An 18,842-nucleotide genomic window follows, 5' to 3' on the forward strand; every position below is an offset into this window, starting at 1 on the left:
ACATATGACAATATGTGACAGATACGGCTATGTTCTCTTTAATAAGGTGGCACCAGGAAACATGCATGACAGTGCAATATTCTCAGAAATATACAATGAACTTATCCAGAAATATGAAGCCATCAAAAACGTATGTCTAGATGCAGGATTCAATACATCACCGATCTGTCACCAGATACTAACAAGCGGTAGAGTGCCATTTCTTCCATATAAGAGACCAATGACCAAAAAGGGATTCTTTAAAAAGTATGAGTATGTATATGATGAATATTTAGATATCTATATCTGTCCCAATGAAAAAGATCTTCACTATAAAACAACCAACAGAGAAGGATACAGAGTCTATGAAAGCAATCCAAAAGACTGTGAAGGATGTCCTTTCCTATCAAAATGTACACAATCAAAGAAACATGTAAAAACGATTACAAGACATGTATGGGAATCTGATAGAGAAGAAGCAGATTATATAAGACAGACCGATGAATGGAAAATCGTCTATCCACAAAGGAAAGAAACAATTGAACGTGTGTTTGCGGATGCCAAGGAAAACCATGGCATGCGATTTACGCGTTTAAAAGGGCTAGTGAAAAATCAGCATGAATCGCTGATCATTTTCAGCTGCCATAATCTCAAGAAACTGGGATTGTGCAAGCGAAGAATGGGGCTAATATAACCCCAATATGCTTGCCTTTTTATATTTAGAGTGATATACGAATATTTCAAGCAAACAAAAAATGAAAATACCAATTTGGGATAGCCCAATTGATATTTTCATTTAATTTGTCAACAATCTGAACCTCTCATATGAGAGGTTTTTTCATGCAAAAAAAACAGGCCGAAGCCTGTTAATCGAGTGGTTTTTGATAGAATCCACCGACAAAGTTTTCTGTTGGTAATATATTGATAATGACATGAGAGTCAATACTCTTCATCAAAACCACAATATCCTGTACTTCATAGCTTGACACGACAGTATGAATCATTGTAAGAGGATGACCGCTATAGCCTCCTTCACCATGAAGCATAGTCAAACCATGACGATATTGTGCAATATACGCCTGACGTAATTCTTCAGGATAAATTGTAGTGATTTCTAAAGTCACACGTTTATATCGCTTATAGAATGTATCAATCGTTTTAGTTGAGAGGAATTGGAATAATATAGAATATCCTGCATGAATCCAGCCAAACATGAATCCAAATACACATAGCATCAAGGTATTGAAGACAAATATATATTCGAAGATTGACTTATTCATTTTATTAGATACATATAAAGCGATAAAGTCAGTACCGGCTGTACTTGCATTACCTCTCAAGGCAATCACAGTCGCAAATCCATAAAGGAATCCACCAAAACAGACATTTAAGATCACATCATCAAATAATGGATCAAAAGATAATACCCTTGTGAAAATACTGAAGAAGATAACTTGTAAGAAAGAAAAGAAAACAAACTTCTTGCCTATTGTCTTATAACATACAATGGCGACAGGTAGATTGAGTACAATCACAAGTGTGGAAATAGATAAAGAATACCCATAAAGCATACTGATACGATTAATTAAAATCGCAACACCTGTAAAACCACTTGATAAAAGATCAGAAGGATTCAAAAATGTCTGAAGAACAAATGTCTGTAAGAGTGCCGAAAAGAACACCGCAAAGAAAGTAATAATATATCTTCTATTTGTTTTGTAGGCTGCTGATAAGTTTTTCGACATTTTCCTGGTCCACACTTTCAGTTATGGCAAATCATGATTGCCATAACTTTTTCTATTTTTCAGTTTTATAAGCGTCTCTGACACCATCAAGTTTTTTGCTGCCAATACGTGCATGGAACTGAGGATCTTTTGGGATATCTGGATTGATACCTAAATCCTGAGGAGCAAGACACGCCAATACCTGCATCGGAATGATATATTCCCATTGAGAGAAGAGAGGATCTTCTGTGAATGGAACGATACAATCCTTATTAGTTGGTGCATCTACACCTTCTGGTGAAGCAATTAAGTAATTATGTGGTGTCCACTCTTTAAGGATTTCAATAAGTTTTAAAGTACGAGGCTTATAGTCACCCTTAGAGCCAAGATAGAAGATATGAGCACTTTCAGTAATAGAGTTATAAATACCATGGAAGAATTCTTCAATATCATAGCCTGTTACACCCTGTCTTACTGTTTCAAGTACTTTTAATGCACCTTCTAAAACATCAGCATAGTTTCCATCATAGCCTACGACAATAATTCTTTTAGCTGGTAAGAATTCATCTTTAATTCTTCCATACCATTCTGTTGCTGCATTTACAATGTTTGGCATATTACCAATAACTTTAAACATTCTTTCTTTGTAACCTTCAAATGACTCTTCAGAAAGAATACCTTTTGCGATAGCCCATTCTGAAAGCATCATCATTAAAGTAACAGTAGTACCAGCATAGCCTTTAGTCTTGGCACCACATTTTTCATTACCCACTTCAATTCTTGTCTTAGTTGTTGCATGATCAAATACAAGCGCAGTAGGATTTTCTGATACTGCCGCAGTATAGAGTCCCTGTGTTGTAGCGGCATCTAAACCTTCTACAGTAGATAAACTCTGTCCACCCTGTGACATGCCAATAACCAAAGTCTTCTTATTAAAGACTTTTTCACTTCTATGGAACTGTGTAGGATACATGCAGAACACTTTAAGGTTTAATACTTCTTCTAAATAGTTCTTTGCTGAAAGTCCCGCATGATATGAAGTACCTGATCCAATAACATAAATCTGTTCAATATCTTTATCTTTGAATTCTTCTACGAATTCATGAGTAATTTCTTTTCTGTTATCAATAATATGTGTTAACACTTCCGGTGTTTCACATATATAGTTATACATATTTGAAGCCATTTTATAAAATACCAAAGAAAGAGCAAACAATACCAAGAATTAAAATACCCCAAAGTAAAGTTGTACTCTTCATTCCTTTCTCTAATAAAGTATAAATAATAAAAGTAAATCCTAGAGGTAGGAAGCCTTTAATAATACCATCAAAGATTTCCTGTAATACGATTTTTGTACCATTTAAATGGAATACGAATGGCGTAGAAATAGATACCATAGAAGCACACATAGAACCAACAACTAGTAAACCAAGTACCTTAGCTGCTTCAGTTAATACCGCAACTACGCCACCTTCATTCATACTTGCTAAGAAGCCAACACCACTCTTATAACCCATCTTTAATCCATAATAACGAACAAGAAAATGAGGAATGTTATAAATAAGTAAGAATAGAATAGCACCTAAGATACTTCCCTTAGCCGCTAAGCTTGTACCAATACCAGCACCAATGATTCTGAATGTTCCCCAGAAGAATGAATCACCAATACCAGCAAGAGGACCCATTAAAGCAGTCTTAACAGCATTGATTGATTCTTCATCTACTTCTTCACCATTGTCTTTAGCTTTCTTGAACTTCTCTTCCATTGCGATAGACGCACCCGCAATAAAACTAACGACTGCAGGAGTTGTATTAAAGATAGCTAAATGTCTCTTTAAAGCATCTGAAATATCTTTCTTATCTGTATAAAGCTTCTTTAAAGCGGGAACCATCATATAAGCGAAGCCTACGTTCTGCATTCTTTCAAAACAGAAACAAGCCTGTAACGGGAATGTACGCCAGAATGTTTTCTTATACACATCAGGTGTCATCACTGTATCCTGAGTGTTCAATTCTTTGTTTTCCATTATAATTCGCCTCCTAGATCATCAGATAATTCATCTGTTTCAACTTCAACAGCCACATTATTTTTTCTATTTGAGATTGTATACTGATAAATTGTATATGCGATAGCTGCACCGATAACGGCAGTACCTACAGTGTTCACTGAAAGTAAGGCTGTTAAGGCCCAGCCAATGAAGAAGAATGCTGCATTCTTCTTATCAAATAATAACTGCATAAGAATTGCGATACCTAGTGCAGGAAGCATACCACTTGCTGCATTTAAACCATTTGTTACAAACTTTGGAATCATCTTTACAAATGCGCTGATTACAGATGAACCTAAGTATGCGCCTAAGAATACAAGCAAGAAGTAAGCAATAAAGAATAGGAATGCCCCACCCCATAAAGCTCTGTCAATACCACCAAAGTCTGCTTCTTCAGCTGCTTTATCAGCCATATGAACAAAGAATCCGTTAGCTGTTCTTACAAGAATACCAACAACCTGTCCTAAAGAAGCAATCGGTAACGCAAGAGCAACCGCTGCAGAAACATCAAGCTTAGAAACAATCGCAAATGCTGTTGCTAAGATTGCACCAGACACTGTATCTGGAGGTGTAGCAGAACCGATACCTACAACACCCATCATAATTAATTCTAATGAACCACCAACAATAATACCTGTTGTAAAATCACCTAAGATCAAACCTACGAGTGGGCCTAATACTAATGGACGGTCAATCATCCATATTCCGCCAACTCTACTATCCCAAATTCCAATACCACCTAGTAAACCAAGTAGTAATGCTTGTACTATACTCATAAGGTTACCCCTTTCTATTTATTAAAGTTTCTTCTAATTTCTTCAGTACTTAATGCTTTTGATGTAGGCACTGCCTGCATGAATACATGGAATCCATCATTTTCAAGTTCATCCATAACTTCAATATCATGTGCACTCATATATGAGTTCATTTCAATATTTTTCTTTCCTTCACCATTTCTTAAACCACCAAGAAGGATATCCTTGATTTCTGTACCTGTCTTTTCACAGACAAACTTAGCATCATCTAAGTCTTTAGTAATAACAAGAATTCTTCTTGAGGCATGTTTAGGATTATTAATAACATTTACAGCACCCTGTAAAGATTTCATTGAAAGTGTTACACCAGCAGGAGTTGCAAGTTTGAATGCAACCTGCATATTCTTATCTGTAATAAGATGATCATTCGCAACTAAGATTACGTCTACCTTATAATGACGTGTCCAAGCTACTGCTACCTGTCCATGTAATAATCTGTCATCTACTCTTAATACCTGAATCATTGTCATATCCTCCTTTATAAATCACCATCATCAGTAATTTCATCCATTGTGTTAAACATATCTTCTACGAGATACATTCCGTTTTTAGTTTCTTCAATCGCTTCATTAATAACTCTTCTGTTATTTTCTTTATTTGAAGTAAGATTTAAGAAAGATAAGCTCATGACAAGTCCAAGATTCATACCTGTCACAACATAAATATTATCTCTCTTTTCAATTTGCTTAATTGCAGTCTGAGTTGTGCTTCCCCCTGGAATATCAGTTACGATAATAATAGGTTCCTGAGTTTCGAAGGAATCAATAAGATTATCAAGGCTGTCTTCTATTTCCTGCACTGGCTGATCAAGCAAAACATTAAGTGTCTTGAATTGATGGCTACCAATAATAAGCTGACAGGAATCAGCTACACCATTTGCGAGTTTTCCGTGTGAGAAGAGAATCATGTTTGTCATGTAAATCACCTATCCTTCTTTTAAATAACTATGCATCTTGAAATGGAACTGAGGGTCACTCGGAATATTACAATCAATTCCTAAGTCTAATGAAAGTTTTCTAGCAAGAACCTGCATTGGAATAATGTACTGTAATACTGCAAATTCTTCATCATCTGTAAATGGGAATACTAAATCCTTAGGATTATTTGTATCCTCATGTGTAATTAAGAAATTATGACTATGTCTTTCTTCCTCGAAGTAACGTTTTAAACGTAAGATTCTGTCATAATACTGACCTTTAGAACATACATAAAGCATATATGTGTTTTTATCAATACAGTGATAGATACCATGCATGAATTCTTCTAATTCGAATCCCTGTACACTATATCTCACTGCTTCGCAGATTTTTAATGTACCTTCCATCATATCAGCAAGACAATTATCATAACCAATAACATATAAGCGACGGCACTTTAGTAAATCTTCCTTATTTTTTAAGTACCAGTTGCTTGCAGCTTCCGCAATATCTGGAATCGCATCTGCTGCCGCCTGCATTCTATTTAGATAATCTTCAAATTCTTCCTGAGTAATCTTTCCCTGTTTTAAGGCTACCTTTAATGCAAAAATCATAAAAGTAACAATAGAACCAATATATCCCTTTGTTTTTGGTCCTGCTTTTTCTTCACCGATTTCAACATAGAGTTTAACATCTCCATGATGTTCTACTGGTCTGCCTCTTTCTGCAGTCATCGCAATTGTACCGAATCCACATTCCTTAGCTTTATCTAGCCCAGCAATAGTAGAAGCTGACATGCCTGCATGAGAGAGTCCCATAACCAATGTTTTTTTGTTGAAAATCTGTTCATCCTTAAATACAATAGGATATGAAGCAAATACTTTCATCTTTAGTACTTTTTCCATTAATCTCTTGGCAGCTAATGCAGAATGATAAGATGTACCAGATCCTATCACATAGATCTGCTCATAGTCGCCTTCGAAGAAGTACTCTACAGCATCATGAAAGATTTCTTCGTGGTTAGAAATGATATTTCTAACCGCTTTTTTTGATTCCAGAATATATTGATACATATCTCCGTAATCCTTACTCATTTGTATACGCCTCCTTTTCTTTGTATATACATTTTAATATACATATATACATTTTGTCAATGGGATGGAATGCATTTTTTTATGTATTCAATAAATAATTTATCACTATACGAAATGTATGCGGTCGTCATTTTATATAAAGCGTTTTCATTAAATATACAAAAAATGTATATACGTTAGTACTTTAACGTATATACATCTCTTACAACAAATAATTTTCTATTACCTCAGCACATCCATCATGATCATTATCCGATACAATTACATCACTGATTTCTTTAATACTCTCTTTCGCATTCCCCATTGCAATAGATAATCCTGCAACCTCTAATGCTTCCTTATCATTATCTGCATCACCTACTACTATAGTCTCTTCAATAGAGATACCTAAATGATGACATAACTGTTTTAATCCAGTTCCTTTATTTACACCTTTCGCATTCATTTCTAAACCTGTTGCTTCTGAATCTTTCATCTCTAATTCAAGTCCTGCTTCTTTAATAGCTTTTCTTGTATGATCTCTTGCAGCTTTTGAATGATGATAGATGTTAAGTTTATGTACTGAATAAGGATTACCCACATAATAGTCATAGATGTTATCTACTTTAGTTGTGACTTCTTCATACATCGGCTGGTAGACACCCATATAATAATCATTCATATGTGGTATTTTGTCTTTTTCTACGACAGATGTAATTCCCATTAAATGAACCATCTCATCCGTTTCCTTACCAATTTGAATCAATGTTTTGACTTCTACTTCACTTAATGGTGATTCATAGATACTTCTTTCTTCTTCATAATCATAGACAAGTGCACCACTGACACAATTCACATAGCGAAGTCTTGGCAATACTTCTCTATACTCCTTAAGCTCTGCAGGACATCTTCCTGTATTAAGTATTACAGTCTTACCTGCCTCTATTGCCTTATTAATAGCCTCTACTGTTTTATTAGAAATCTTCTTTTCACTATTAAGAAGTGTACCATCCATATCAAATGCGACTAATTTATACATGTTTTAAATCCCCCTTTTATATGTATCATATTCTATCACAATATAGCCTACAAATATGAGCAGTTTCATAATATCAAAAAGAGGAACAATTTAGTTTCCCTGTTGTCCTAACCATTCCCATAGTCATATATCCACCATTAGAACATCCTACTAGAGGCTGTTCCATCATTGTATTATTTCTTCTATGAGTAGTTTCATTCTGTGATCAAAGTCTTCTTTGATTTCACATTCCCATACCACTATCACTTTATAATCAAGTTGTTGGAGAAGATTATAATTCTTCACATCATTCTCTACATTCTTATTAATATGTTGAACCCAGTATTCAGTTCTTGATTGAGGATATCTTCCATACTTACAACCATAGTGGTGATGCCAGAAACAACCATTAATAAAAATAGCTGTTCTATATTTAGAAATCACAATATCAGGTGTACCTGGCAAACTCTTATCATTCTTACGATATCTAAATCCATGATGCCACAAATACCTTCTCACCATAGTTTCAGGTTTATTATCTTTTCCTCGAATATGACTCATTACCTTTGAACGTTGTTCTTTTGTAAACACATCAGGCATAGTCTCACCTTCTTAATCTTTTAAAGGTAAATACTTATTCACTAATCCCAGTACATAATCATTGTTCAAGAAGAAACATTGTTTAGTAACAATAGTACCATCAGGTAATTCATCACCATCAGTTTGTATATTTCCTGAGCCAATTATTTTACCATCATTAAACACATAAATAGCTTTGCTAGCATGTGGTCTTACATGAACAATCAAATTATCCTTTTTAGCCGGAAGATTATTATGCACAATCAAGCCATTCTTGTTTTCACTTATTGTAAATTCTATTCCGTGTTTTGCTAGATATACCGTTCTTTCCCAAGCTTCACGCACTTTTCCATCTAAGTCACTTTCAGGCATTGCCCATAAGAAAGTTCCCCTAAATCTATATTCATATTTAGAATCATCTATTTCATCAAACACACAGAACAAATACTTTTCATCAATGAACTTATTTCTTAATTCGGAATCTTCCCAATTCTCTTCTACAATCTCTTTAAACTTAAAAGCAGGGAAACTCATTGACTCCTTTATAGTTCCATCCTTCTTAATGCGAATTGTTTTAATTTTAATATTCGCCTTATAGAATTCATCATAATATTCGTCAATATCTTTACTCTTAGTTTCTGGTGAAGCATTCATCATTCTTGCAATATAGCTTCTCAAATAATTAAGAGATTTTCTATTTACAGGTGTTTCAATCATCTCATCAATCTCGGATAATGATTTACCATAATAAGATGAAAACAAATACTCTACCATCCTGTCAAATATATTATCTCTTCCAATAATTCCTGAAGTTTTCATCAAGCTTTCTTTTGTAATAGCATTGTCATTAAATACCTGTGACCTTAATAGAGCTGTCATATATTTAGGTTTTAATGAGAATGCTCTTCTTTTAGCTTTAACAGAACTAAATGGTTGATCAACAAAAGATGTAGCTGCAGTGGCCCCTTTTGTACATGCACTCAAATAATATGTATCTGATTCAGAAATGTCTTCAGCATGACCACTTCTAATCTTATCAATAATAATGTTATAGTCGTTAATTATGATTTGCTTATCTTCTTCTGGTATGTCTTTAAACTCATACAGAAAAATCTTATCTATGCATAAATCATAATTCAACTTTTCAGGCTCATTAAAATAAAACATCAAAAGAACTTTATTGAGCTTATCTAAGACATGACTATCTTCAAAAGAAACAGCATAATCCTTCATGTAGTTAATCATTGTAACAACAAGTCTCTCTTTTGCTGAAACCATGTTTTTTTCTTTTCCTACTCTATTCATTGGAGTGACTTTTAATTCTACTCCTAATTCCGGGAAGTCTGCTTCTTGTCGGCTATCAATGCCTTTATGGAATAATCCTTCTTCAATGACTTGTCCAATCTTTCCCTTATTACCACCATTCAAACGATTATTCACATCATACTCTTTAAAAGGAACACCTAGAGAAGACTGTGCTGTTTCCAGTAGTTCTTCTATGCTTTGATAAACTTTATTTTTTTCTTCACTCACACTTACAATCCTCCTTGAAAAATGATAATATATAGATCACTTTGCCTATTGATCGATAATTCTATTTAATGTATAATAGATGTGTTATGGGCTTATACATAGAAATGTAATTATATTATAACATAAGACGGAGGAAGTATACATGGAACTAACAGTTGTAGAACTATTTGCCGGTGTAGGTGGATTTAGAGTAGGATTGAATGATATTAAATCATTTGATGAAAATGATAAAGCTATTGAAAATAGAAATTGGAAATTCGTTTGGGCGAATCAGTTTGAACCATCTACTAAAGCACAGCCTGCATATAACTGCTATTGTACAAGATTTGGTAAAGAACATACTTCCAATATCGATATCCAAGAGGAAGTAGCCCACTTAGATGAAGATGCAGATTATATTCCTAACCATAGTCTTCTTGTCGGAGGTTTTCCTTGCCAGGACTACTCAGTTGCAAGATCACTAAGCGGTGAAAAAGGGATTGAAGGTAAGAAAGGTGTTCTTTTCTGGTCAATCGCAAAGATTTTACATGTGAAAAAGCCACCTTTTGTATTATTAGAAAATGTAGATAGATTACTTAAATCACCTTCTAAACAGCGTGGTAGAGACTTTGGTATTATGCTGAGAACTTTCAATGACGAAGGTTATGATGTAGAATGGCGTGTTATCAATGCTGCTGAATATGGAGCAAGACAGAGAAGAAGAAGAACATTCATTTTTGCATGGAGGAAAGATACAAAGTATGCAGAAGTACTTTCTGATATGAAGATTGAGGATATTATCGCAAAGGAAGGATTGTTTGCAAGACAGTTCCCAATCAACTTGATTGATACTCCTATTAGAACTTATGATGTGACTTCTTATGAAGATACTGTAGAGATGACAGAAAAATTCCATGCAAATTTTGAAAATACAGGTTGTATGGTGAATGGACAAGTTGTGACTTTTAAGACTGAACCTCAGTTTAAAAAACCAATTCCTTTAAAAGATACTTTACTTCATAATGTAGATAAGAAATTCTACTTAAATGATAAACAGAAAGAGAAGTTTGAATACATGAAAGGTTCTAAAAGAATCACAAGAACAAATGCAGCAGGTTTCACTTATAACTTCTCTGAAGGAAAGATTGCTTATCCTGAAAATATTGATTTACCAAGTAGAACAATGTTAACTAGCGAAGGTACAGTGAACAGAAGTAGTCATGTGGTTGCAGACCTAGATACAGGAGAAAAAAGAATTATCACTCCAGTGGAAGCTGAACGATTACAGCATTTCCCTGATAACTGGACAAATACAGGAATGACTGATAGACAGAGATATTTCATGATGGGTAATGCCTTAGTTACATTCATCATTAATACACTAGAGCCAAGATTAGAAGAGATTATAAAAGCAGAGTAGCCTAATGGTTACTCTGCTTTTGTATTTGTATTTTTATATTTTGAGTCTAAGAATTCAACAAGCGAATCATAATCCATCGTACTTATATCTACAATTTCCCATCCCGCTTTTTTGAAGACTTCATAAGTCATTGTTTTTTTATCGTTTATTTTATTAACATATCCTATTTTTTCGATATCATCTCTTGCAACCATAGTGAGCATATTTTTTTCAATCGTTTTTGTAAGTGTTTTTCTATGTCGAACACCTTCAAAATTAGGGTATTGTAATATAATGTCTCGTGCATTGTAAATTTCTATTCTATTTCCCATATATTTCATCATCTGTTCTTTTGTCATTTTACCAATACCTTTACCCCTTACAAATAAATGTAATAATGAAGATATACCAGTAAAACCTGCGAAAAAAGAAGCTAATAAAAGCATGGAATCGCTAGTATTAGTTCTCCCTGAAGAAAGATTACCTTTTTTATCATAGTATTTTCCATCTTCGTTTTGCAGAATTAACTCAAAAAAATAGATAAATGCTTCATAACTGATTTTATATTTGCCAAAAAGGATGATACTCTCAATTCCAGCGTCAAGTGACTTAAAACACTCTTCATCAAAATGAATGCGCCATAAATTCAAATCAACTAATTCCTCTTGTCCCTCACATGTAAGTTTCATTTTTTCATCCTTACATTCATAATCCATCATTCTACCCATTCTGAAAAATATTAATGATATGCATTTCATATATTTTTTAGCATTTTCATTAATACAATCCATTATTGACCACATATCTTCAAATGTTAAATCAGGTAATTCTTCACCATCTCTAGTAATGATTTTAGGGCGATAATCTTGTGGGTATGTTTTCGAATCTTTCCCCCTAGGCAAAGATTCTTTACCCGGAAATCTAATTGATATTTTTTCACCCTTGGATGTTTCATGAAATAACAAATCAGCCTCTTTTTCTCCCGATTTCAAATTTTTCTTTTTAGTTTCACGATTTATAAAATCCCTTAAAACATTAATATTATGCAAACGTCTTTTATTACTTTGTTGTAAATATGAACTCAAACATTTTATTGTTAATTGTTTTTCGATGTCTGTTGTTTCCATATAGTTTCATCTCCTTAATTATGATTCTTAACTAATTTTCTTCCCATTCTTTTCTTTTACCATCAATATCGCTTAAATACTCATCTATATCCTCACTAGTAATAGAATTCACTTTAAGTATTCTTGCAATATCAGTTGCACTAACAACTAGTATAGGATGACCATCTTCCACAACCTCTTGATAAGCTTGACTATCAACATAACTTGTTGTTATTAAAACTCCAAACTGTCTATATCTAATTCTAGATATAAGTCTAGACATTTGTTTTACACCTACACCACCATTTTCAGAATAGCACTTTGCTTCTAATGCACAATCAATCTTCAATGGAGCATTTACTTTACCACCACTGTTAATTGAATAGTATCCAATAGCATCTCTTCCACCATCTCTCCATGAACGAGTTAGATTGAAATTCACAAAATGATTATCCATCTTCATCAATAAATCAATTGCACATAATTCAAAGCCATATGGATTATCTTTATAATGTTTCCTAATAGCATCAACACATTTCTTACCTTCATCATCACACTGTAATTGGTCATACTTACTAGGAATATGAATAATCTTAGGTGCCTTCAATGCTTCTATCCCATCTCTACCTTGAGAAATGAACTTCTTCCATACATCAGGTGCAATATCTATACTTGCTGAATGATTCTCAGATAAAGATTTAATCCAATCTCTAGAAATACCTTTCCCCTTAGTATCTAGTATTGTAAAGTAAGCTTCATAATTCTGAAACTTTTGGTCATTCAATGAACACCATAATGCAACTAAGTCTCTACCTGGCGATATATTATTATTTCCAGGTGCAGCTAAACCTAAAAACTGAATATCTCTTCCATTTCCAGTTTTTTTAAACACAAAGAAAGGTGGCATATCTTCTAGATTATTACTATTAAGTAATTCAAATACCTCTTCCAATAAAAGATTACCTTTCTTCTTTGTGTTTCTCATATCATTTCCAGGTTTTCTATTATCGCCATAATATCTGAATACACCTGTTTTCTCATCAAGAAAGTCTGGCCATTCTAATTCTTCCATAGAAGTATATAAAATGACATAAGCAGGTAGTCTGCTTCCATCTCTTCTATTCACTCTCCTAAATCCACCAGCGTTTCCACACGGAAAAAGATGAGATAAAGGATCAGAGCTCAAATTCGGGGCCATCCCACCTTTATAAACACAACCTATTTGCAAATCAGCATTTTGTAAGTCTTCAAAAGCAACTTCTACCATTATTTCACTTCCTTATATAATAATCTCTTATAAACATATTACGCTATATTAATCTTATCTAACAACAGTTGCATGTACAAGAACAAACTGAAATCCTTATTCTAACCCCTAGTTTTAGTAATCCAAAAAAATAATATCACAACTAATACTATCAATTTCATCTATAATTAAACGTTTTTTAACATAATAAATCCCCCAATCAAAATTAAAATTATCATTAATTTATGATGGTCTTTTTTATTTGATTATATGTTACAATATAATAATGAAATCATGAAAAATGAACTTACAATATTATAGTGCACTAAATACAGCATAACAATTTTAGCATATTATAAATGAGGTGATATTTATGGCATTACCAGTAGGTGGACGTGCAGATAAATCAGGAAATAAATATGAGCAGAATTGGGTAATCTACAATTTATTAAAAGTTATACAGGAAAAACTATCTTACGTAATCATAGAACCTTTAGGAGATTATGAAGACGGAGTTGATCTTTGGATTGTCTATAAGAATGGCAAAAATGAATTTCAACAATGCAAGGCTCGTAACGGAAGTAGAGATTATTGGCAATTTGGTGACATTAACAATAGGGGATTATGGAATAAATGGAAAAAGCATTTAGATAGAGACATTAACAATATTGCATCTCTAGTATCTCCATTGCCCTTCACTTTACTAGAGGATATTATTTCACGTGCATTAAACAATGACAACAATCCAAATGACTTTTATAACATACAAATTAAAGGGTCAGGTAAAGACACTACGAATTTATTCAATGATATATGTAAACAGCTTAAATTTGACACTAACACTAACAATGGTCTTAACTCAGCTTACCAATATTTCAAAAAAATCAGAATTCATCAATGGCCTGATTTTGAATCAACTGAAATGATATTAGATATAATTGATTCTCTTTTTATCGGAAATCCTAATATTGTTATAGCACTATTACGCAACTTTATTGTTGAAAAAAATATATATGGTAAACCTATTACTGCTCATATGCTGAGACAATATCTACAAGATAATGGAGTATCTTTCAAAGACTTAGCACATGATAACCGTATATTACCAAACATAGAACGTTTAAATCGTGAATACCTTTATTCTTTTCATTCATTCTCAAGCGGAACGATTATTCGAAAAGAATCCCTAGAATGTTGGAAACATATAAAAGAAGGTAAATCTATTATTCTACATGGTCAAGCAGGAGCAGGAAAAAGCGGTTGTATTACTAATATTATTCATTTTTGCAAAGAAGAATCTATTCCATATCTAGCCATAAGACTAGACACGCACATTCCGACTGAAAATCCACAAAAATGGAGTCAAAAAATGGAATTTCCAGCATCAATTTCTCATTGTATGAATTCTATTTCTGCCAATAAAAATGCTGTAATCATTCTTGATCAACTAGATGCATTAAGATGGACTCAAGCAAACTCTGTTCAAGCACTAAATGTTTGTATGGAACTCATTCATCAAATTAACAACATCAATAAAGACCGTAACTCTAAACTGTCATTAGTATTTGTTTGCAGAAGTTATGATTTAGAAAACGACTTAGATATCAAAGAACTGTTTATTAAAGAGGATGATGCTAAAGATAGCGTTGAGTGGATGAAAATCAAAGTAGATTTACTTAGTAATTCAGATGTTTTAAAGATTATAGGTCCTTCATATAGTAATCTGAACAGTAGAATACGAGAACTCTTAAGAATAGCAAGTAATCTTTATATATGGGAAAACTTGGATGGTAGTCAAAACAATGAAAATATCAAAACAACATACCAACTAGTATACGAATGGAAAAAACAATTAGAGAATAGAGCTTCTTCAAAAAATCTAGATTCAAGCAAAATAATTAATATCATTTCACAAATAACTACTCACTATGATGCATATGGTAGATATCCAATCCCCCTCCCATCTCTAACTATTGATGTAAATATTAAAGACTTCCTGATTTCTAGCGATTTTTTAATTGAGACTAACAATTCCATTGCATTTACTCACCAATCGATTTTTGATTGTTTTTTAGCTGAGCAAATGATGAAGAAGTATTTCAAAGGAAAACCAATCACTGACATCACAGGCAGTATAGAAAGCCAAACCCCAACCAAAAGGTATCGAATGCAAATCTTCTTACATGAAATGCTAATCTACTATCCATCTGACTTTCTTAAAATCGGTGAACAGATGCTTGAAAATGAAAATATAAGGTATAGCTTTAAATATCTATATTTAGAAGTACTATCACATATTCCAAACCCTGAAGAATGTATAATCGAGTTTGTCCTTGAACTACTTGAAAATAATCAATGGAAAACACCTGTTATCAATGTGATTATCAACGGTAATTCTCCCTACATCACTCAACTAATCAAAAATGGTACATTAGACTTATGGACAGAAGATATTCCAGAAACAGTTATAAGGTTATTCGAATCTATATCACCTAATTATAACAAAGAGCAAGTTCAATTTATGAGAAAATATTGTTTATCTGATGAAAACAATTCTAAGTGGGAGCGTTGCTTCTATGGAAATATTATTGAAGAATCAGACGATTTCTTCAAATTGAAACTAGAATACTTTTCTAAGAATACTACGCCGCTTAATTACATTATTTTTTCTGAAAGCTTTTTTAGTAATCCCATTAGAGCAATTAAAATATTTGCATTAATGCTTCAAATAAAACCAAGTTATAGTCAAGAAGAATCAATTTACAGCAAAACAGAAGAATCAATATTAGTTCACTCTGATACTTTTACGGACAACTATTCAACAGTTTTAGAGATATTATATCCTTGTTTACCAACTATTGAAGAATGCTCTAACAAAATAGACTTTAATAAAAGCGAGTGGACAAATAAATATTTTAAGGAAGACACATTAAAAAGAGCGTGCATACTAATAATCAAAGCAGCTAACAGAGCATTTGCAAAAGCTGATTCAAATGGATTTATCGAATTCTATGAACCATATATGGGTAAGGGGTATGATTTATTTAATGAATTAATCTTAGATGGTATGATTAATTTAGATAATAACTATGCTGATTATATACTAAACTATCTTTGCGAAGATATAACAAACAACTGTTTTGAACACTCTAGCGAACAGCGAGACGACTTATATTACACAAAAAGATTAGTTCAAAAATATTCAAAAATATGCCAACCCAATACTTTAAGAATTTTCGAGAGCAAAATTTCGCACTATATTCCTAATAATCAAAAAGAAGAATTAAAACAACACTATAAGTCATTTGAGAATAATACTGAAAATCAAGAAAAAAACAATAACAAAAATCATACTGAATATTACCCAATGTGGGGACACTTTCAATACGAAATCATTAAATCTATAGACTCTCAAAAAATTAGTAATGAAACAAGTAATTTGCTAATGGTATTAAATCGTAGTTTATCAAAATCCTATATGCCTTACGTCCACTTTCATGACAGTTATTCTGGAAGTGTTATATCACCAGTGGACAATAAAGAAATCTCCGCCAAAGCGTGGGTGAAAATAATACTAAACAATAAAATAGGTAAAAAAGGAAAAAGCAGATGGTCAAATGATAAAAAATGTTTTATTAATAATTCTTTAGATGATTTTTGTAGAAGCTTTCAATCATATGTTTCTAAAAATCCCGAGGAGATAATAGACTTATTATTAAACGAAAATAATCGAATTCGAAATGAATTTATTGAATCCTTTTTCTTTGGACTATCAATAAGCAATAAAATTATAGGTATATCTAGTGATAAAATAGAAAGAATAATTAAAAAATTTTACATTAATACGCCAAGCTTTTATAAAAATATCTGTCAAATCATTGAAAAGAACCCTGATAAACACTGGAGTAACCATATGATTAACTGCGTTAAAGAGATTGCAACTAACAATGCTATTCTGGAAATAGATGATCCTATACTTACTGAACCGAGCATTGATTCTTTTTCTATTGAAACAAAAGCATTAAACTGTGTACGTGGAAAAGCAATTTTCACTATCTCTCAATTGCTACATTCAGATAAGAATTACTATTCTGTATTTAAAGATTGTATCTCAGAATTAGTAAATGATACTAATCCTGTAATTAGATATGCAACACTACGTACACTTTCTCCTATTTATAATATCGATAAAAGATGGGCTCTGGATAAAATGATGAAAATATTCAGTGAAGATTACACAATGATAAAATTCACTAAAACCCGAGACATATTCTATTATTGTTATTCTGATCATCAAAGAATTATTAATCGAATAATAAGAAATGCCATGAATACCGATGAGAGTCGTTTATTAGAAACATGTGGATATTTAATAGTTGATATATATGTTCATTATGATGATTTTAACGATATACTCGACATATATCTACATAATGCCAAACTTCAAAAACACATCATAAAAATGTTGGTACAGTATTTCAAAATAGATAAATTCAGGGAAAAATGTAAACACTTATTGCTTCAAATACTTAACAGCAACGGGAACATTAATGAACACTGGATATGGAGAAATCTGCTTAATGAAGATATCTTAAATGTAAAAAAAGATGCTGATATCATAAATATGATTTCGTCTTCAAATTTGCATCCTAAAACATTTAGAGATTTCTCTGAATTCGCATGCAAGCAAAAAGACATTAAATATCTTGCAAATGTCATTTTTGAATCCAGTGAAAAGATGTTAAAATACGATATGACTACCCCAGAAACTCGTCATATTATTTCTACATGTTTATCTAGCCTAATTTCTACTCTTTATTATGCAACAGCTTCTTCAAATTTAATAACAGATAAAACTATTGCAAATAAGTGTTTAGATCTATGGGATGAAATGTATAAAATCGATTTTAATATTGGTAGCAAACTAACAAATGAAATCATGAAAATCTAATACTTACCTAAAAGTGCCTACTACCCTCCTATCTAATTCTCTAATAGAATACATATAGGAGGGTATTTAACATGACATATCTATGAGTCTTTCATAGTCTTCTAATTTAAGAATACTAGAGAATAATGCTTTAAAGATCATATACTTCTTATAGCCATAAATACGAAAGAACCGATTTAAGCTAGAAGTAGAAACAAAACATCTTTCTGCAAGTTCATTAATAGTTAAATAATCTAATTCATGTCCATTCTCTAATAGTCCTAAGGCAATCTGGTAATTGATATCACGTACTTCTGGATTATTAATAAATAAAAATAAGGCATTAAAAAAATTGGATAATAGAAATCAAGTAAAAATTCAAAAAAATAATCAGTAATTTTTCATAGTTTTTATTGCATGCTGAAAACCCCTGAAGAAAAAGTGCTTTTTTTCAGGGTGGTTTAGGTGTATAATTTCGTTGTTATTTGTTGTACTG

General features: G+C 32.4%; 15 protein-coding genes. 3 read left to right on the top strand and 12 right to left on the bottom strand.

Going from position 1 to position 18,842, the window contains the following annotated elements; translation table 11 throughout:
* Window positions 1-673, top strand: a 673-nt coding sequence (locus tag H8909_RS09950) for a transposase (protein WP_187012720.1), incomplete at its 5' end; no start/stop codon positions are given.
* Window positions 674-845: 172 nt separating this feature from the next.
* On the opposite strand, the gene H8909_RS09955 is transcribed toward H8909_RS09950, so the two are convergent.
* The 10 genes from H8909_RS09955 to H8909_RS10000 form a co-directional block, all read right to left on the bottom strand.
* Window positions 846-1,724: a YitT family protein gene (locus tag H8909_RS09955; RefSeq protein ID WP_187012721.1), complete on the bottom strand. Its 879-nt coding sequence runs from the start codon at window positions 1,722-1,724 to the stop codon at window positions 846-848.
* Window positions 1,725-1,776: 52 nt separating this feature from the next.
* A complete protein-coding gene (locus H8909_RS09960) occupies window positions 1,777-2,877 on the bottom strand; it encodes an SIS domain-containing protein (RefSeq protein WP_187012722.1) in 1,101 nt (366 codons plus the stop codon).
* Window positions 2,878-2,890: 13 nt separating this feature from the next.
* Window positions 2,891-3,730: a PTS system mannose/fructose/sorbose family transporter subunit IID gene (locus H8909_RS09965; RefSeq protein WP_187012723.1), complete on the bottom strand. Its 840-nt coding sequence runs from the start codon at window positions 3,728-3,730 to the stop codon at window positions 2,891-2,893.
* Complete coding sequence (locus H8909_RS09970) at window positions 3,730-4,527, bottom strand: PTS mannose/fructose/sorbose/N-acetylgalactosamine transporter subunit IIC (protein WP_187012724.1); 798 nt, start codon at window positions 4,525-4,527, stop codon at window positions 3,730-3,732. The genes H8909_RS09965 and H8909_RS09970 overlap by 1 nt, the downstream gene beginning before the upstream one ends.
* Before the next feature lie 14 nt (window positions 4,528-4,541).
* Window positions 4,542-5,030 (bottom strand): PTS sugar transporter subunit IIB, encoded by a 489-nt coding sequence (locus H8909_RS09975; protein WP_055233950.1) that lies wholly within the window; start codon window positions 5,028-5,030, stop codon window positions 4,542-4,544.
* A gap of 14 nt (window positions 5,031-5,044) precedes the next feature.
* A complete protein-coding gene (locus H8909_RS09980) occupies window positions 5,045-5,482 on the bottom strand; it encodes a PTS sugar transporter subunit IIA (protein ID WP_187012725.1) in 438 nt (145 codons plus the stop codon).
* A 9-nt stretch (window positions 5,483-5,491) separates the two neighbouring features.
* On the bottom strand, window positions 5,492-6,577 hold the full coding sequence (locus H8909_RS09985; protein ID WP_187012726.1) for an SIS domain-containing protein: 1,086 nt from the start codon (window positions 6,575-6,577) through the stop codon (window positions 5,492-5,494).
* Between the two features lie 202 nt (window positions 6,578-6,779).
* Window positions 6,780-7,595, bottom strand: a complete 816-nt coding sequence (locus H8909_RS09990) for a Cof-type HAD-IIB family hydrolase (protein WP_187012727.1) — start codon at window positions 7,593-7,595, stop codon at window positions 6,780-6,782.
* 165 nt (window positions 7,596-7,760) lie between these two features.
* Entirely contained in the window at window positions 7,761-8,174 is a 414-nt protein-coding gene (locus H8909_RS09995) for a very short patch repair endonuclease (RefSeq protein ID WP_187012728.1), read from the bottom strand.
* A 12-nt stretch (window positions 8,175-8,186) separates the two neighbouring features.
* Entirely contained in the window at window positions 8,187-9,686 is a 1,500-nt protein-coding gene (locus H8909_RS10000; RefSeq protein ID WP_187012729.1) for a Sau3AI family type II restriction endonuclease, read from the bottom strand.
* Window positions 9,687-9,828: 142 nt separating this feature from the next.
* On the opposite strand from H8909_RS10000, the gene H8909_RS10005 reads away from it, so the two are divergent.
* Window positions 9,829-11,085, top strand: a complete 1,257-nt coding sequence (locus H8909_RS10005) for a DNA cytosine methyltransferase (protein WP_187012730.1) — start codon at window positions 9,829-9,831, stop codon at window positions 11,083-11,085.
* Window positions 11,086-11,093: 8 nt separating this feature from the next.
* Here the strand turns inward: H8909_RS10005 and H8909_RS10010 are convergent, their stop codons facing one another.
* Both H8909_RS10010 and H8909_RS10015 read right to left on the bottom strand, forming a co-directional pair.
* Window positions 11,094-12,191, bottom strand: a complete 1,098-nt coding sequence (locus H8909_RS10010; RefSeq protein WP_187012731.1) for a hypothetical protein — start codon at window positions 12,189-12,191, stop codon at window positions 11,094-11,096.
* A gap of 31 nt (window positions 12,192-12,222) precedes the next feature.
* Window positions 12,223-13,437 carry a restriction endonuclease gene (locus H8909_RS10015; protein WP_187012732.1) on the bottom strand — a complete coding sequence of 405 codons (1,215 nt, stop codon included), beginning with the start codon at window positions 13,435-13,437 and terminating at the stop codon, window positions 12,223-12,225.
* A gap of 352 nt (window positions 13,438-13,789) precedes the next feature.
* On the opposite strand from H8909_RS10015, the gene H8909_RS10020 reads away from it, so the two are divergent.
* Entirely contained in the window at window positions 13,790-18,367 is a 4,578-nt protein-coding gene (locus H8909_RS10020; RefSeq protein WP_187012733.1) for a hypothetical protein, read from the top strand.
* Window positions 18,368-18,842: the final 475 nt, after the last annotated feature.

Origin of the sequence: Catenibacterium faecis, assembly GCF_014306455.1 — a bacterium.
GTDB classification, from domain to species: domain Bacteria; phylum Bacillota_I; class Bacilli_A; order Erysipelotrichales; family Coprobacillaceae; genus Catenibacterium; species Catenibacterium mitsuoka_A.

Coding starts and splice junctions, on each gene's coding strand:
- H8909_RS09975 (WP_055233950.1), bottom strand. CDS start 5,030: ATGATTCAGGTATTAAGAGTAGATGACAGATTATTACATGGACAGGTA.
- H8909_RS10015 (WP_187012732.1), bottom strand. CDS start 13,437: ATGGTAGAAGTTGCTTTTGAAGACTTACAAAATGCTGATTTGCAAATA.
- H8909_RS10005 (WP_187012730.1), top strand. CDS start 9,829: ATGGAACTAACAGTTGTAGAACTATTTGCCGGTGTAGGTGGATTTAGA.
- H8909_RS09970 (WP_187012724.1), bottom strand. CDS start 4,527: ATGAGTATAGTACAAGCATTACTACTTGGTTTACTAGGTGGTATTGGA.
- H8909_RS09980 (WP_187012725.1), bottom strand. CDS start 5,482: ATGACAAACATGATTCTCTTCTCACACGGAAAACTCGCAAATGGTGTA.
- H8909_RS09985 (WP_187012726.1), bottom strand. CDS start 6,577: ATGAGTAAGGATTACGGAGATATGTATCAATATATTCTGGAATCAAAA.
- H8909_RS09965 (WP_187012723.1), bottom strand. CDS start 3,730: ATGGAAAACAAAGAATTGAACACTCAGGATACAGTGATGACACCTGAT.
- H8909_RS09995 (WP_187012728.1), bottom strand. CDS start 8,174: ATGCCTGATGTGTTTACAAAAGAACAACGTTCAAAGGTAATGAGTCAT.
- H8909_RS10010 (WP_187012731.1), bottom strand. CDS start 12,191: ATGGAAACAACAGACATCGAAAAACAATTAACAATAAAATGTTTGAGT.
- H8909_RS09990 (WP_187012727.1), bottom strand. CDS start 7,595: ATGTATAAATTAGTCGCATTTGATATGGATGGTACACTTCTTAATAGT.
- H8909_RS09960 (WP_187012722.1), bottom strand. CDS start 2,877: ATGTATAACTATATATGTGAAACACCGGAAGTGTTAACACATATTATT.
- H8909_RS09955 (WP_187012721.1), bottom strand. CDS start 1,724: ATGTCGAAAAACTTATCAGCAGCCTACAAAACAAATAGAAGATATATT.
- H8909_RS10020 (WP_187012733.1), top strand. CDS start 13,790: ATGGCATTACCAGTAGGTGGACGTGCAGATAAATCAGGAAATAAATAT.